Annotated in this window: 13 protein-coding genes; 8 read left to right on the top strand and 5 right to left on the bottom strand. The window is 62.4% G+C overall.

Annotated elements, in window-relative coordinates:
• Positions 1-32: 32 nt before the first annotated feature.
• On the bottom strand, positions 33-839 hold the full coding sequence (dapF, locus tag DYL59_RS17650; protein ID WP_135290299.1) for a diaminopimelate epimerase: 807 nt from the start codon (positions 837-839) through the stop codon (positions 33-35).
• A gap of 173 nt (positions 840-1,012) precedes the next feature.
• Here dapF and DYL59_RS17655 point away from each other — a divergent pair, with 173 nt between their 5' ends.
• The 5 genes from DYL59_RS17655 to DYL59_RS17675 all read left to right on the top strand — a co-directional run bounded on the left by DYL59_RS17655 (position 1,013) and on the right by DYL59_RS17675 (position 9,969).
• Positions 1,013-1,516, top strand: coding sequence for a sigma-70 family RNA polymerase sigma factor (locus tag DYL59_RS17655; RefSeq protein ID WP_135290300.1), 504 nt, complete (start codon positions 1,013-1,015; stop codon positions 1,514-1,516).
• Positions 1,509-2,570, top strand: coding sequence for a FecR family protein (locus tag DYL59_RS17660; protein ID WP_238340708.1), 1,062 nt, complete (start codon positions 1,509-1,511; stop codon positions 2,568-2,570). Before DYL59_RS17655 ends, DYL59_RS17660 begins: the two co-directional genes overlap by 8 nt.
• A gap of 140 nt (positions 2,571-2,710) precedes the next feature.
• On the top strand, positions 2,711-5,536 hold the full coding sequence (locus DYL59_RS17665; RefSeq protein ID WP_135290301.1) for a TonB-dependent receptor: 2,826 nt from the start codon (positions 2,711-2,713) through the stop codon (positions 5,534-5,536).
• A gap of 30 nt (positions 5,537-5,566) precedes the next feature.
• Entirely contained in the window at positions 5,567-8,323 is a 2,757-nt protein-coding gene (locus tag DYL59_RS17670; protein ID WP_135290302.1) for a M16 family metallopeptidase, read from the top strand.
• Positions 8,320-9,969, top strand: coding sequence for an ABC transporter ATP-binding protein/permease (locus DYL59_RS17675; protein WP_135290303.1), 1,650 nt, complete (start codon positions 8,320-8,322; stop codon positions 9,967-9,969). The genes DYL59_RS17670 and DYL59_RS17675 overlap by 4 nt, the downstream gene beginning before the upstream one ends.
• A 131-nt stretch (positions 9,970-10,100) precedes the next feature.
• On the opposite strand, the gene DYL59_RS17680 is transcribed toward DYL59_RS17675, so the two are convergent.
• Complete coding sequence (locus DYL59_RS17680; protein ID WP_135290304.1) at positions 10,101-11,696, bottom strand: L,D-transpeptidase family protein; 1,596 nt, start codon at positions 11,694-11,696, stop codon at positions 10,101-10,103.
• A gap of 40 nt (positions 11,697-11,736) precedes the next feature.
• Here DYL59_RS17680 and DYL59_RS17685 point away from each other — a divergent pair, with 40 nt between their 5' ends.
• Positions 11,737-12,450, top strand: a complete 714-nt coding sequence (locus tag DYL59_RS17685) for a murein L,D-transpeptidase catalytic domain family protein (RefSeq protein ID WP_135290305.1) — start codon at positions 11,737-11,739, stop codon at positions 12,448-12,450.
• Between the two features lie 32 nt (positions 12,451-12,482).
• Positions 12,483-13,229, top strand: a complete 747-nt coding sequence (locus DYL59_RS17690) for a creatininase family protein (protein WP_135290306.1) — start codon at positions 12,483-12,485, stop codon at positions 13,227-13,229.
• A 121-nt stretch (positions 13,230-13,350) separates the two neighbouring features.
• On the opposite strand, the gene DYL59_RS17695 is transcribed toward DYL59_RS17690, so the two are convergent.
• Together DYL59_RS17695 and DYL59_RS17700 are read right to left on the bottom strand one after the other, a co-directional pair.
• Positions 13,351-13,692, bottom strand: coding sequence for a hypothetical protein (locus DYL59_RS17695; protein ID WP_135290307.1), 342 nt, complete (start codon positions 13,690-13,692; stop codon positions 13,351-13,353).
• 34 nt (positions 13,693-13,726) lie between these two features.
• A complete protein-coding gene (locus tag DYL59_RS17700; RefSeq protein WP_135290308.1) occupies positions 13,727-14,371 on the bottom strand; it encodes an ATPase in 645 nt (214 codons plus the stop codon).
• A gap of 131 nt (positions 14,372-14,502) precedes the next feature.
• On the opposite strand from DYL59_RS17700, the gene DYL59_RS17705 reads away from it, so the two are divergent.
• Positions 14,503-14,748, top strand: coding sequence for a hypothetical protein (locus DYL59_RS17705; protein WP_135290309.1), 246 nt, complete (start codon positions 14,503-14,505; stop codon positions 14,746-14,748).
• 4 nt (positions 14,749-14,752) lie between these two features.
• On the opposite strand, the gene yfcF is transcribed toward DYL59_RS17705, so the two are convergent.
• Positions 14,753-15,385: a glutathione transferase gene (gene yfcF, locus DYL59_RS17710; RefSeq protein ID WP_135290310.1), complete on the bottom strand. Its 633-nt coding sequence runs from the start codon at positions 15,383-15,385 to the stop codon at positions 14,753-14,755.
• Positions 15,386-15,499: the final 114 nt, after the last annotated feature.

A 15,499-nucleotide genomic window follows, 5' to 3' on the forward strand; every position in this document is an offset into this window, starting at 1 on the left:
AGATGCAAGCCCCGGCCCACCGCTGCAGCCATTCAGCCAATCCCAAACACACTCCCCTGCATCACCGGCTCCACACTCCCGGTCAACACCACCCCACCCTCACCCGCCCAGTGCACGGTCACTGTGCCGCCGTCGCACTGCACCTGCACCGTGGCATCCAGCAACCCGCGACGGATGCCATTGACCACCGCCCCGCAACAGCACGAGCCGGAGCCCAGCGGCACACCGCCGCCACGTTCCCAGATACGCAGGCGGATGCGGCCACGGTCGAGCACCTGCACAAAATGCACATTGGTCTTGGCCGGGAACAGTGGGTTAACTTCCAATAGAGGCCCCACGGCGGCCACATCCACAGTGGCAATGTCGTCGACAAAAAACGTGCAATGAGGATTGCCCATGCTGCACGCCGCCGGGTCGCCTTCGATGGGCAAATGCTGTGTATCCATGGCCTCGGCCAACGGCACCGCCGACCAATCCAGCGACGGCTCGCCCATGTTCACCGACACTTGTCGCCCGGGCTGCCACACGCAGGTCAGCAAGCCGCGATCAGTGCGCAGCACCACCGAGTCGCTGCAGGTTTCGTGCATCAAACGCTCGGCGACGCCACGGGTGGCGCTGCCGCAGGTGGCCAGCGGCGTGCCGTTGGGGTTCCAGAACTTGATGCGGGCGGCGGCGTCATCACAGTCCAGCACCACGGCCAGCTGGTTGAAGCCGATGCCAGTGTGGCGGTTGCCCAACTGGCGGGCGATCTGCGGCGTAATCGGATCATTCAGGCCACGGCGGTCGATGATGATGAAGTCGTCGCCATGGGCGTGCATTTTCACGAACTGCAAGGGCATGGGCGGTCCTGTCTTCAGCGGGAGTGAGTGGCAGGATACCTTCATCAAATCCTACGCACCCATTAAAAACATCCTACTTGTTGATAACCATTATCAACTACCGCTAAACTCCGCGCCCTCCCACTTCCCAGTCTGTGCCCGATCGCACAGTCGCGCGCAGGCAGCTGACTCTCTTGGCGGATGAAAAACTCCAGCTTTACCTGACCCACCGGGCCGCGCTGCTGGATTATGCCGCGCCCATCGTGGGCTGCCGCGCCCGCGCCGAGGACGTGGTGCAGGAAGCCTGGCTGCGTTTCAGCGGCCAGGACGCGCAGGCCGATATCCGCCACCCGGCCAGCTACCTGTACCGCATCGTGCGCAACCTGGCGCTGGACCTCACGCGCCGCACCGCCACCGAACGGGTGCAGCCGGGTGGTGATGAACTGCTCAACGAATTGCCCTCAAGCTCCGCCTCGCCGGAACGCGAAGTGAGCAGCCAGAACGAACTGCACGCCATCGCCCGCGCCCTGGCCCAGTTGCCCGAACGCACGCGGCTTGCCTTCGAGATGCACCGCCTGGGCGGCTTCACCTTGCAGCAAGTCGCGGCCGAGCTGGGCGTGTCAACGGCACTGGTACACCAACTGGTACACGACGCCCTGCGCCATTGCATGGACTGCCTGGAGCCGGACGATGACTGATTTTCTGAAAAAACCCGTGGCTGCCGCGTCTTTTGCAGTCAAGGGCGATTCCATGGGAAGCTGCCCGCCGATTTTTGCCAGCGGAGATGCCCCGTTCATGCCCACCGAGGATTGCGCCAACGCCCGCCGTGACCAGGCGCTTGACTGGCTGCTGCGCGCGCAACAGGCCCCGCAGGATGCGGATTTGCAGGCACAGCTGACCCGCTGGTGCGCCCTCGACGAGGCCAATGCCAAGGCCTACCGCAAGGCCCAACGCATGTGGCAATTGACCGGGCAACTGGCCCCGACCACCGTGCAGCAATGGCCCACGCCGGTCGCGCCCTCGATAGCACGCCCGCTTGCCCGCCCACGGCGCACTCGCCGCTGGGTAGCTGCCGCCATCGCCGCCTGCCTGGTAGTGGCCTTGGCACCGAGCCTGCTGCTGCGCTGGCAAGCCGACTACCGCACAGGCTTTGGTGAAACCCGCGACATCACCTTAAGCGACGGCAGCGTGGTGCAACTGGACAGCCACTCGGCCATCGCCGTGGACATCGCCGGCAACCACCGCGACGTGAAGTTGCTCAGCGGCCAGGCGTTTTTCAAGGTGATGCCTGACAAGAGCAAACCTTTTCATGTGTGGACACAAACGTTGCAAGTGACCGTCACCGGCACAGCGTTCAACGTCGACACCCAACAAGACAGCGTCGCCGTGCAACAAGGCTCGGTCAACGTGAACAAGCGCCAGGCCGGCCGCCAACTCGCCAGCCTGGTACCGGGGCAACGCCTCACCTTGCGTGGCGGGCAGGCCGAACTCAGCGCCTTCGCCCCCAGCCAGGCCGCCGCCTGGCGCCAGGGCCAGTTGATTGCCGATGACTTGCCCATCAGCGACGTGCTGACGCAACTGCGCCGCTATACGCCTGCGATCATCGTACTGCGCGATAAACAGCTCGGCGCACAACGGGTCACCGGCGTCTACGACCTGCGCAAACCCCAGGCAGCACTGCAAGCGGTGCTGCAACCCTATGGGGCGAAAGTCACGGCCTACAGCCCGTGGTTGCTGATCCTGAGCAAGTGATTTCGCTGATTTCAAAAATATTTCATCTTTTTTCTGAAAATCCCCCGCGCTGTCCCGTCTTCTGTTCCGCGCGCAGCAATTGAGATTTATTCGTATTCATTTGACTGGCCGGTTGCTTGACCGGCGCGGGGACTTTTTGCATGACTCACACCCTTCACCGCTTGCCTGGGCAGCGCGGCCCATGGCCGCTGCGTCTTAAAAAAAGTGCCGGCGCCAGCTTGCTCGGCCTGTGCTGCGCCATGGCCGTGGTACCCCCGGCGCTGGCCCAACCCCAGGCCAGCGACACCAGCGCGGCGCGCGGTTTTGATATTCCGGCCCAATCCCTGGCGGGTGCGCTGATCGCCTTTGGGCAACAGAGCGGCCAACAGATCACCGTCGACCCGCAACTGCTCAAGGGCGTGAAGTCCCCCGGCGTGAACGGCGCCATGAGCAATGACGCCGCCCTCGCCTACCTGCTGCAAGGCACGGGTATCGGCTGGGGTTATCAGGACGGCGCGCTGATCTTCCATCGCCTGCCCACGGCCGAAGACGGGCCGGTGACCCTGGACAACACCGTCGTGCTGGGCTTTACCGAAGAGAACTCGTTCCAGGGCGCCACGGTGATCGATCACAAGGCGATCCAGGCGTTCCCCGGTGCCAACGGCGACATCACCACCCTGCTGCAAATGCACCCCAGCGTGCAGTTCAGCGGCTCGCAGCAAAAGTCCAATGCGCCCGGCGAAATCGACCCGGCCGATATCAGCATCAACGGCGCCAAGTTCTACCAAAACAACTTCATGATCGACGGCATCTCGATCAACAACGACCTCGACCCCGGCGCCCACGGCTACGGCGAAACACGCCAGTTCGACGCCGCCCCCAGCCGCTCCCATGGCATCGCCCTGGACGCCGACCTGCTGGAAGAAGTAAAGGTCTACGACAGCAACGTGCCGGCCGAATACGGGGGTTTCAACGGCGGTGTGGTCGATGCAATCACGCGGCGCCCCAGCCAGGACCTGCACGGCAAGCTGTCGTATTCGATGAGCCGTTCGGCGTGGACCAAATACCACATCACCGAGAAAGACCAGGCCAACTTCGACAACGCCTCCAACGAGCAGTACCAGCCCGAGTTCGAAAAGACCACCCTGCGCGGCCGCCTGGAAGGCCACCTGACCGAGGACTTCGGCGCTATGCTGAGCTTCTCGCAAAAGCGCTCGGTGATCCCCTTGAACAAGTACGAGGACGGCTATACCAGCGAGAACGGCGACAACCGGGAAGACCAAACGCGCCAGCTCGATAACTACATGCTCAACACCTACTGGAACGTCAACGACCGTCTCAGCCTCGACACTACCTTTATCAAGGCGCCCCAGGAAAACACCTACTTTCGCGAAAACTACAAGAACTCCAACTTCACCAACATCAACGGTGGCTGGCAGGGTTCGCTCAAAGCCGTATGGGAAGGCGACTCGGCGCGCTGGACCCACACCCTGGCGCTGACCGACCTCAATAGCTCTCGAGAGGCGGAGTCTGACGACGCCATCGCCTGGTATTACTCCAGCGTGAAGAACTGGGGCCGCCCTACCAGCGCGACCTCCCGCAGTGGCGAAGGATCCTATGGCAACCTCGATCAGACCCAACGCGGTATCAACTACAGGCTCAAGACCGACTGGCAGGCATTCAGCTGGGGCGGCGCCGAACACGCGCTGGTCAGCGGTATGGAGCTGACGCGCACTCAAGCTACTTGGGAGCGCGCCACCGAGGCCACCTCGGCCAATATCACACGACGCGATGACGGAGCGAGCTGCGTCAACGACGACCCGTTGTGCTCCGTGGGCCTGCTGATCAACGGCAACACCCGCCAGTGGGCCAACGCCCGTAACGTCTACGGCGCCGGCAAGCTGGACATGGTGGAAAACAAGTACGCGTTTTACATCCAGGACACGATGCAGATTGGCAAACTGGGTCTGCGTCCAGGCCTGCGCCTGGAAGGCGACGACTACATGAAGCAGCAAAACCTGGCGCCGCGTTTCTCGGGTGACTACGACTTCTTCGGCGATCGCAGCACGGTGATGGTGTTTGGTTTAAACCGTTACTACGGGCGCAACCTTTTCAAATACCGCCTGGCCGATGGTCGCCAGGGCTTTAACACCCGCTACACCCGCACCACCCAAGGCGGCGCCTGGACGGCGATCAAGACCGAAAACCTGAACAAGTTCAGCGACCTCAAAGTGCCCTACGACGACGAACTGACCCTGGGGCTGGATCAAGTCTGGCTCGACACCGACTTCCGTCTCAAATACGTGCACCGCGAGGGCAAGGACAAAATCGGCAGGGCCTCGTCCCGCGTGCTCGGGCTGGGCCCGCAGGCTGGCTTCGACAGCATCTACTACACCTACACCAACAAGGCTTCCAGCGAGAGCGACAACATCACGCTGAGCATCACCCCCAAGCATGAGTTTCGCTGGCAAAACACGCGCACCAGCCTGCAGGCGGCGTTTGATTGGTCGCGCACCAAGGACGCTTACGGCACATACGAGTCAGGCATCACCGCCGATCAATACGCCAACGAAGACGTGATGTACGACGGCAAGCAGATCGCCTACAGCGAATTGCCGGCCAGCGACTTCAACCGACCATGGACCGCACGACTCACCGCCATCACCGAAATCCCGCAGTGGAACCTGACGATCAGCAACTTCCTGCGTTATCGCGGGGCCTATGAGCAAATCGTCAGCACCGACGACATCGTCACCGTCAACGGTGAGGACCTTGCGGTCTACGAGGCCGCCAAGGTCAAGGCCGCCCCCACCTGGGACATGCGCATCGATTGGGAGATTCCCACCGGCAAGGACCAGGCGCTCTTCGCCGCCGTGGACATCACCAACGTCACTGACCAGGTCAACGAAATCGTCGGCAGTGGCAGCGCCACCGTCACCTATGAAGTCGGCCGCCAATACTGGCTGGAAGTCGGCTACCGCTTCTAACCCCCTCACCCGTTTAGCCTGGAAACCCTGATGAACAAGATGCTTGCTGGCCTGCTCGGCCCGCTACTGCTGTGCGCCTGCGCGTCGCCCGCAACCGAGACGCCGCTCCCTTGGGCCCCGCAAGTGGTGCGCGGGCAATTGGCCAATGGCCTGGAATACCGTCTGGTGCGCGACGCCAGCCAGGTCGGGCGCCTGGACCTGCGCCTGACCGTGCGCGCCGGCTCGGTGGACGAAGACGACGATCAGGTGGGCGTGGCCCATATGCTTGAACACTTGACCTTTCGCAGCCGTGCCGGGCAAGCCGTTGACCTGCGCGCACAAATGACCGAATTGGGCTGGGTGCAGGGGCGCAATTTCAATGCAGTGACCAGCTACGACCGCACCCAATACCTGCTCAGCCCCATGGCCGGCAGCACACAAACGCCGCTGGCCCTGGAAAAGCTCGCACAACTGGTCTTTGCCGGCGATTACAACGCCCTGGACCTTGAGCGCGAACGCCCCATCGTGATCGAAGAATGGCGCGGCGGCCTAGGGGTTGCGCAGCGCATGAATGACCAGCGCGCCGCCACCCAGCGCGTAGGCTCGCGTTACCCGCAGCACCGCACCATCGGCAATGAAGCGGCGATTCGTACGGCGTCCCTCAGTGCCTTGCAGCGCTTCCAGCAACGTTGGTATGTGCCGAACAATATGATCCTGTCGGTGGTCGGCGATTTCGATCCGCAGCAGCTGGCACAACAGATCGCGCAGGCCTTCGGTGGCCCTGCCGCGCAGGAACTGCCCACGCGCGATCATCGTGAGTTACCCCTCGACGACACGTTGAAAATCTTCCGCCTGCAAGACCCGCAAACCGGCAGCAACCAGGTGTCACTGCTGTTTCGCCTGCATGAGCCGGACAGCCGTGGCTCCACCGCCGAGGCCAGCCGCGAGCGCTTGATCGACCGCATCACCCTGTCGGCGCTGTTGGCCCAACTGCGCCTGCAACCGCTGCAACCCGGCGTGCGCAGCCTGACCGTGCAAAAGACCTTGATCGGCGAACAGTCCAGCGTGCTCGGGGTGGCCGCCGGTGTCGACGGCGCCCATCATGATGAGGCCTTGAAGCAAGTACTGACCGAGCTTGAGCGCTTGCGCCAACACGGTTTGACCGCCCAGGATTTGCAGCGCGAGCAAGCCAAGCTGCGCCAATTGGCCGACGGCATGCTGGCCAAGGATGAGTCGCGCACCTTCGAGCAGTGGGTAACCTCGCTCAACGATGCCGCCGTGCAAAACCGCCCTGTCGTGGCGCCGCACCAGATTGCCCAACGCACGTTGCGGGCACTGGACAGCATCGACCTGGCCGCCGTGAATGCGCGGCTCAACCGCTGGCTCGACAGCCCCGACCAAGTGCTGCAATTGACGGCACCGGGCAACAGCGTGGTGCGCCTGCCCAGCGTGAAAGAAGTGCAGCAACTGCGCACGACCATCGCTCAAACCTCGCTGGTTGCGCCGGTTACCGCAGCCCCTGTAGCGCCGCCGAGCATCACCTTCACACCCGCGTCTGCCGGCCAGCCGGGCAGCGTCGTGGGCAAGCGGGTTTTCGCCGCTGAACTGGTCGAACATTGGAACCTGGCCAACGGTGACCGACTGGTGTGGCTGCGCCGCAATGCCGAGGACGGTAAGTGGCGCCTGCAAGCCGAATCGGCCGCAGGCTTTAACCGTAGCGACGTGCCCGCCTGGCGCCTGCAAATGGCTGCGCAACTGGGCAGTGTCAGTGGCGGCGAGGGGTTGGAGGCGTGGCGCAAGCAACATAAAGCCACCCTCAGCCTTGAGCACAGCGCCACGCGCTTGCAGTTGAGCGGCACCAGCCCAGCGTCCAACGGAGCACTGGCCACACTGCTGCAAAGCTATCGCCAGAGCCAGGTGGGTGCGGTAATTGACGATGAGTTGTTCAGCGAGGCGCGGGATGATTTGTTGTCGCGGGTCAGCACACGCCCGGATGCCATCGCAGCGGCCCGGCGTGAAGTGCGCTACGGCGCCGACAGCTGGCAGGCGCCTGATCAAGCCGCGCTAGAGCAACTGCAACCGGGCACCCTGACGGGCGACTGGCAGCAACTGGTGAAGGCCCCTGTCACCTATTACCTGATGGCGGATATCGAGCCGGCGCAACTGGACGCCCTAGTGCGTGAGCAACTGGCCAATATCCCCCGTGGCACCGCACACCCTACCCTCCCGGCCCTGCAACAGCCCGGGCAACGCCTGCGCGATATTGCCGTCGCCCTTGAACCCCGTGTGGTGCTGGAAGCCAGCAGTTTCAGCGAGCACCCTTGGACACCCGAAGCCGCCGCCCGTGTCGCGGCCCTGCGTGACCTGGCCAACCAGCAACTCAAGCAGCGCCTGCGCGGTGAAGCCTCCGGCGTGTACCGCCTGCGCTTCGACAGCGAGCTAAACCCAGACACCCAACGCATCGAAAGCCAGCTGAGCTTCACCTGCGACCCTCGACGCGCCGATGAACTGTGGGCCCTGGCCCAGCAAACCCTCGCGCAATTGGGTCATTCGGTGGATGCAAAATGGGTCGCCAGCGCACGCAACGAACTGCGGCGCCAGGAGAAAGCCCGCCTTACCGATCCCGCTACCCAATGGCGCCGCCTGTTGCTTAGCGAACGCCAGTGGCAAGACCCGCGCTACCTGAGCCGCCAGGCGCGTTTGCCGGATGGCCTGCGTATCGAGTTGATCAAACCCTTGGCCAGCCAAGTGTTCCCCGCGTCTAACCAGGTGTTGTTGCGCGTACTGCCCAAGGCGCACGCCCAGTGAAAAGCCTGCGTACCTTCTACCGCCTGGCCGCGCCGTTCTGGCGCCAGGGCTCGCAATGGCTGGGCTGGCTGATGCTGGCCGGCATCATCGGCATGGGCTTGTTGATCGTGCAGATCAACGTGCTGATCAATGCCTGGAGCAAGACCTTCTACGACACCCTCGGCGAGTTCGACACCGGCGCGTTGTACGCGCTGATGGGCCGCTACGTGTTGTACCTCAGCGCCTACGTGCTGATCGTGGTGGCATTGGACTGGGTGCGCAAAGCCCTGGTACTGCGTTGGCGCCAGGCCATGACCGCGCAGTTCACCCAGGCCTGGCTGGCGGACCAGGCGTTCTATCGCCTGGGCCTCGCCGGTGAGCCGGACAACCCCGACCAGCGCATCGCCGAAGACGTAAACATCGTCGCCGACCTGAGTGTGGAGTTGGTGGCCTCGTTCATCATCAACATGGCCCAGGTGGGCGCGTTTATGAGCATCCTGTGGCAGTTGTCGGGGGTGCAGACGTTCACTGTCGGTGGCTACAGCATCACGCTGTCGGGTTACCTGGTGTGGATTGTGTTGCTCTACACCTTGGCGGGCAGCTTGATCACCCACTGGGTCGGCCGCCCGCTGCACCGGTTGAATGTGGATCGCCAACACTTTGAAGCCGACTTTCGTGCCAGCCTGTTGCGCAAGCGCGAGCATGCCGAACAAATCGCCCTGTACCGTGGCGAAGCGGTGGAGCGCCAGCACTTGGCCGAGCGTTTCCAGGCCATTACCGGCAACTGGCGCCAACTGATGGGGCGCGAGCGCAACCTGAGCTTGTTCACCGTCAGCTATGAGCGGGTGAGCCTGATCATCCCGGTGTTTGCCGCCCTGCCCGCCTTTTTGGCCAAGACCATCACCTTGGGCGGTTTGATGCAAATCCGCAGCGCCTTCGGTGCAGTGCAAGGCTCCCTCAGTTGGTTTATCAAGCTCTACCCGAAGTTGATGCACTGGAGTTCGGCGGTGGAACGGCTGGGGCAGTTCGAACAAGCCATCGCCGCCAGCCGCTGCCAGGCCAAGGCGCCGGTGATTGGCGACTGCCTGTGCATCAATGGCCTGGACGTATTGCGCCCGGACGCCGGGGTGCTGCTGGGGGATGTGTCGGTGCAAGTGGCCCAAGGCGAATGGCTGTTGATTGCCGGGCGCAGTGGCATCGGCAAATCGACCTTGCTGCGCACCTTGCAAGGTATCTGGCCGTACTGTCGCGGTGGCTGGCAACTGCCGCCGGGGCGCAGCTTGTTGCTGCCGCAGAAGCCTTATTTACCACGCATGCCGTTGCGTAACTTGCTGGCATACCCGGCGGTCGAGGTACCGAGTGCGGTGCGGTTGATGGCGGTGTTGCAGCAGGTGGGGTTGGCGGGACTGGTGCGGCGCCTGGATGAGCAGGTGGAATGGGCGCGGGAATTGTCTGGCGGTGAGCAACAGCGCATCGGCGTGGCGCGGGCGTTGTTGTATGCACCGGATACGTTGTATCTGGATGAGGCGACGAACCAGTTGGATGAGTTGAGTGCACGGGCATTGCTGGTGTTGCTGCGTGAAGAGTTACCCAATTGCACGGTGATTGGCATCAGCCATCAAGCGGCATTGGCAGCACTGTTCGATCGAATCTGGACCCCAAAATAACGGTTCAACTCGGTCAAATGTGGGAGGGGGCTTGCCCCCGATGGCAGTGTGTCAGTCGTAGATGTTCTGACTGAACCACCGCTATCGGGAGCAAGCCCCCTCCCACATTTTGACCGCGTTCGACCGAGTATTTAGAGCACGCTGCCCATGGCTTTCATGAGCACCAGATCCCTTCCATAGATATCCGGCGCATACACCAGCCCACCCTGGCGATCGACCTCCACGGTCCAATAGCCCAACAGCACCGGCACCGGTGTGGCCAGCCTGAACTCATGGGTCACTCCGGTGGCCAGCAGCGCATCGGTGCGCGCCCGCTCGGCCGGGGTCACCAGCAGGTCGCGCAGCAGCAACGGTTGTTCAACCCGCACACACCCTGAACTGAACGCCCGTGGCCCCTTGGTAAACAGCGGCTGGCTCGGGGTGTCGTGCAAGTACACCGAATACGGGTTGGGAAAGCGCATCACGATCTTGCCCAGCGGGTTACGCGGGCCGGCTTCCTGGCGCAGCAGGATATTGCCAGGGCGCGCCCAGTCGATTTGCTCGGGGGCCAGTGGGTGGCCTTCGGCGTCGAGCACTTGCAGGTTTTGTTGGCGCAGGTATTCGGGGTTGAGGCGGATGGCCGGGAGTTTGTCCTCGCGCATGATGGTGGGCGGGATGGTCCAGGTGGGGTTGAGGGTTAGCCGGGTAATGCGCGATTTGAGCAGCGGCGTCTGGCGTTCGGCACGCCCCACTTGCAGGCGGGTTTGCCATACGGGGATGCCGCTCTGGTACACGCTCAATTGCGCGGCGGCAACGTTGACCAGCACGCCTTCGGGCTCCAGGTCCTGGGCCAGCCAGCGGAAGCGTTCGAGGTTGATGCGCAGCTGTTCGCGGCGCACTGCCGGGCTGATATTCAGCTCGGCCACGGTGCCGGCACCGATCACACCATCGGCCTGCAACGAGTGGCTGAGCTGGAAGGCCTTGACCGCCTTGACCAGTTCGTCGCGGTATTGCCTGCCGCTGGGCGCGCTGGCCAGGTAGCCGCCACCGACCAGTCGCCGCGCCAGTTCCGGTACACGCGGGTCTTCCATGCCGGGGCGCAGCAACGGGCCGCTGGCGACCGGGTCCCAATGGGGCAAGGGCTGGTGGCGCACGCTGGAATATGCATTGCGCAAGCTACGGTACAGATCGGCGCTGGGGCGCGCCTGGTCGAAGGCTTGGGCCATGTCCTGCAAACCGGTGGCGGCAAACGCCAGCACTTCGGTATTGGGATCATGGGCAGGCGGCTGGGAATGCCACAGGGGCTCAAAACGCGATTGCTGCAAGCGCCCGTAGTGCAAATCCTGCAGGGCTTGCAGGTACTGGCGGCTGCTGTCGATATCGCTGCACAGCACGTTGGCCGTGGCGTCTGGCGCAGGCAGGCTATAGTGGGTGGGGTCCAGGCCGTCGTCGGCGAGCAGTTGCAACTGGGCGTTCAAGCCCTGGCGACGCTCGTCGACGGACCACAGCGGCGTGTTGCCCTGCTGCTGGTAGAAGGCTTGCAGGCGCAGTTGCGCGGCGGCGTCGAGGTGCGGCGCCAAGCTGGGACAAACGCTGGGCAGTTGGGCCAGCGCCTGCTGCACGGGCGCCAGATCCACCGGCGCCGGGGTGGTCACCGGTAGCGGCTCGGCCGGCAGCTCATCGGCTGTCGCGACCAGTGGTGCAACGAGCAGGCAAATGCTCAAGTAACATGCGTGTTTTTTGAACACTTGGCTTAACTCCAATCCGCAGCGGGGGGCTGTACTGCAGATGCTGACTTTTTTGTGCCGGCTTGGCCTGGCTACCATGACCCTGGCTGTTTTGAGCAATTTTGCGCTCGCCGCCAATGGCAACTCTCCTACCTTGTATAGCAGCCTGGCGCGCTCGGCTCCAGAACTCAATCCCACGGTACTCAAAAGCGCCCTGAACGCCGTGCAGTGTGCGGTCAATAACGGCGAGGAACGCTCCGACCGCCTGGCCGTCATTGACTACTCCCAACCGTCGACCGCCCGTCGGCTGTGGATCTTCGACCTGCGCAAAAAGACCCTGGTACTGCGTGACCTGGTGGCCCATGGCGCCAAGTCCGGGGAAAACTTCGCCACCGCGTTCTCCAATCGCGAGGGCAGCCACCAGTCGAGCCTGGGCCTGTTCCGCACCCAGGAAAGTTACCTGGGCACCCACGGCTATTCGCTGCGCATGGACGGCCTGGAGCCAGGGTTCAACGACCTGGCCCGCGACCGCGCCATCGTGATCCACGCCGCCGACTACGTGAGCCCCCTGTGGAGCAAGCGCGAAGGCCGCATCGGGCGCAGCCAGGGTTGCCCGGCCGTACGCCCGCAAGTGGCACGCCAAGTGGTGGACAAGCTCAAGGATGGCCAGTTCATGTTCTCGTGGTACCCCGACCAGCACTGGTTGAAGTCCTCGACGTACCTCAATTGCAAACCCCAACAGGTGGCAAGTAGTCGTACAATCCGTGGCGGATAGCCTGTCCCCATAGATATAAAAGAGAGCGACGCATGCTTCTACATAAGTCCACCTGGATCGAGATCGGACAGTTCCTGGAACGTAGCCGCACGGTGGTGATTCCCATCGGTTCCAATGAACAGCACGGCCCTACCGGTCTTTTGGGTACCGACTGGATGTGCCCGGAAATCATCGCCCATGAGGCGCAGAACACTGCCGACATCCTGATCGGCCCGACCTTCAACATTGGCATGGCCCAGCACCACCTGGGCTTTCCCGGCACCATTTCCCTGCGCCCTTCCACCTTTATCGCCGCGATTGGCGACTGGGTGCGTTCGCTGGCCGGGCATGGTTTTGACAAGATCCTGTTTCTGAACGGTCATGGCGGCAATATCGCCACGATTGAAGCCGCGTTTTCCGAACTGTACGCCGACGCCAGCTTTGCCCGACGCCCGGCCGGGTTTGCGTTGAAACTGGTGAACTGGTGGGATTTGGAAGGCGTCAACGACCTGGCCCAGCGCCAATTCCCGGTTGGCCACGGCAGCCACGCCACGCCGTCGGAGATCGCGGTGACGCAGTGGGCTTATCCGGATTCGATCAAGACTGCCGAGTACTCGCCGCAGATCGCCAATACCGGGCCGATTCGTGAAGCACTGGATTTCCGTGCACGTTTCCCGGATGGGCGCATGGGCTCTGACCCGGCGCTGGCGACGGTGGAAAAAGGTGGAGAGTTGGTGAAGTTGGCGGCGCAGGGGTTGGTCAAAACGGTCAATGCTTTCAGCAACGAAGCCAAGCCTTAAGCCAAGTACAAATTAAAATGTGGGAGGGGGCTTGCTCCCGATTGCAGAGTGTCAGTCACAGATGTTCTGACTGATCCACTGCAATCGGGGGCAAGCCCCCTCCCACATTTAGCCTTGTGTGTTACTTACATTCTTGTGCTGCCAGTTCTAACCGCGACGGCGTGAGCGCCGACGCCAACGGCTTGCGCTCATACAAGAACACCTTGCCGCCATCCTGGGCCTTGTAGACCTCCAGCACGTCATCGGCGGCGATCTTGCTGGTCAACACCACTTTGGCGTGACGCGAGTTCTGGGTCACCGTCGAAGTGATCCCATGTTTCTCCAGCTTGGGCAGTACGCACTGCACATAGGCTTCAGGTGCCTTGCTGCTCTGCAGGGTCAGGGTTGGGGCATTGGGGGCAGACACACAACCGGTCAGCAACAGCGAAGCAAAGGCCAGGCCCGGTACGAAAAAAGAACGCATGAAAAAATCCTGAAGATAAAGATAAAAGTTCACATCAACCCGCACGGACCAACGCTTTGAGCGACACATCAAACTGCTTCAAGGCGTCCAGTTGCACATCGCGCTGTTGCCCGATCTGCGCGGCAATTTCCGGCGCGGCCTTGTCGTGTACCCACACCGACGGCACTTGCTTGTGCACCGAGCCTTCGGCCTTGGCGATGTATTGCAGGTTCGCGTCATAGAACCGCGCAACAAACCGCGCCTCGACCACATCGTTACGCTGGGTCAGCAGTTGGTTATGGGTATCGAGCATCACCACCACATCGGGGTGAGCCTGCACCAGGGCGTCCAGGTTGTCGTAGACCGTGACCGACAAAAAGGTGCCTTGCAGCGAACTCATCAGCCAGTCAATGGCCAGTTCCGGGTCGGAACTGCTGACGAACGCCTGGCGGATACGCTCATCGAGCCCACCCTTGGCGCCATTCAAGGCCATGTCGTGATAGCGTTCAAGGTAACTGAGGTTATCGCGGGTGTTATCGCTCAACAGCACACCCACCGACTGCGCATGTTGCAGGGAGTCTACGCTACCGTCGATAGGTAGCAAATGGCTATCATGCAATTCATCCGCGAAGGCAGCGTTGCTGATGGCGACGGTACCCAGCATCAGGGCCATCAAAGCTAGTTGGATAATCGTCCTCATCGCGCATTTCCTTGAACAGCGTTTCGATGGGGTGATTTTCCGCTCAAGACCCAAAAAACAGAACTTGCGATCCGTGATGGTGACTATTATCTGAACCGATAGTGCACCCATAAAACCTATAAGGACCCGCTATGAAGCCCCACCAGAAAACCTTCGACCGCATCCGCGAAGCCGTCTTGCCAGAGTTTCGCGAGCGGGTTGCCGATTACCTGGTCGACTATGAAAAGGTGCTGCAGGACACAGCGGCCAACGCCGGTCAGGTCATCGCCAACGCCCAGCAATTGCGCGGTTACCTGCGCGGCTTGAACACCACGCGGGTGCTGGGCATGGCTGATTGGGAAGACCTGGACCGCCGCGTGGCCCAGGAATGGCTGTAAAAACCTAGAGCGCCGGACGCGTCAGGTTTACCCATTCCTGCACCGATGGCCGCTGCCATTGGCGCTGCGCGTAGGCCACCAGTTCGGCGGGCACGTCGTCGCCGTTGAGGATCAGGCGGTTGAGCATCACGGCCAGGTCCACGTCGGCAATCGACCACTCACCAAACAGGTTCGCCGGGTTCCCCGCCAACAACGCCTGCGCCGCACCGATCAACTTCGCGGCTGCCACTTCAGCCTGGGGCGACAGCGGCGGCATTTTTTGCCCGCAGAACACCACCAACGTCGAACGCTCCTGGCGAATCGGCAGCAGGTCGCTGCGCAACCAGGCCTGCACCTGCCGCGCCCTCGCCCGCTGCTTGGCATCGGTCGGGTAGATCGGTGTAGCGGGATACGTTTCTTCTAGGTACTCCGTGATCGCCGAGGATTCCGACAGCGCAAACTCGCCCTCCACCAGGGTGGGCACGCGTTGGGTCAGGGACAGCCTGGCAAAGTCGGCGCTCTGGTTTTGCGCCGCGTCCAGGTCCAGGGTCAGGGTATCGAAGGCCAGGCCTTTTTCCCGCAGGGCCACAAACACCGACATGGCATAGGGGCTGGTGAACAGACTATCGACGTACAGGCGCAACGCAGGTGGGTTCATGGCGGGTCTCCTTGTGTGATAGCCCACGCTACGAGATCTGCGGCGAGAAAGACAATGGCGGGTTTTTATAGGGGCATTCCGGTTGGGAATAGCCCCTCATTTGGACCTGCGTCG

It is taken from the genome of Pseudomonas kairouanensis (assembly GCF_004682055.1).
Lineage (GTDB): Bacteria > Pseudomonadota > Gammaproteobacteria > Pseudomonadales > Pseudomonadaceae > Aquipseudomonas > Aquipseudomonas kairouanensis.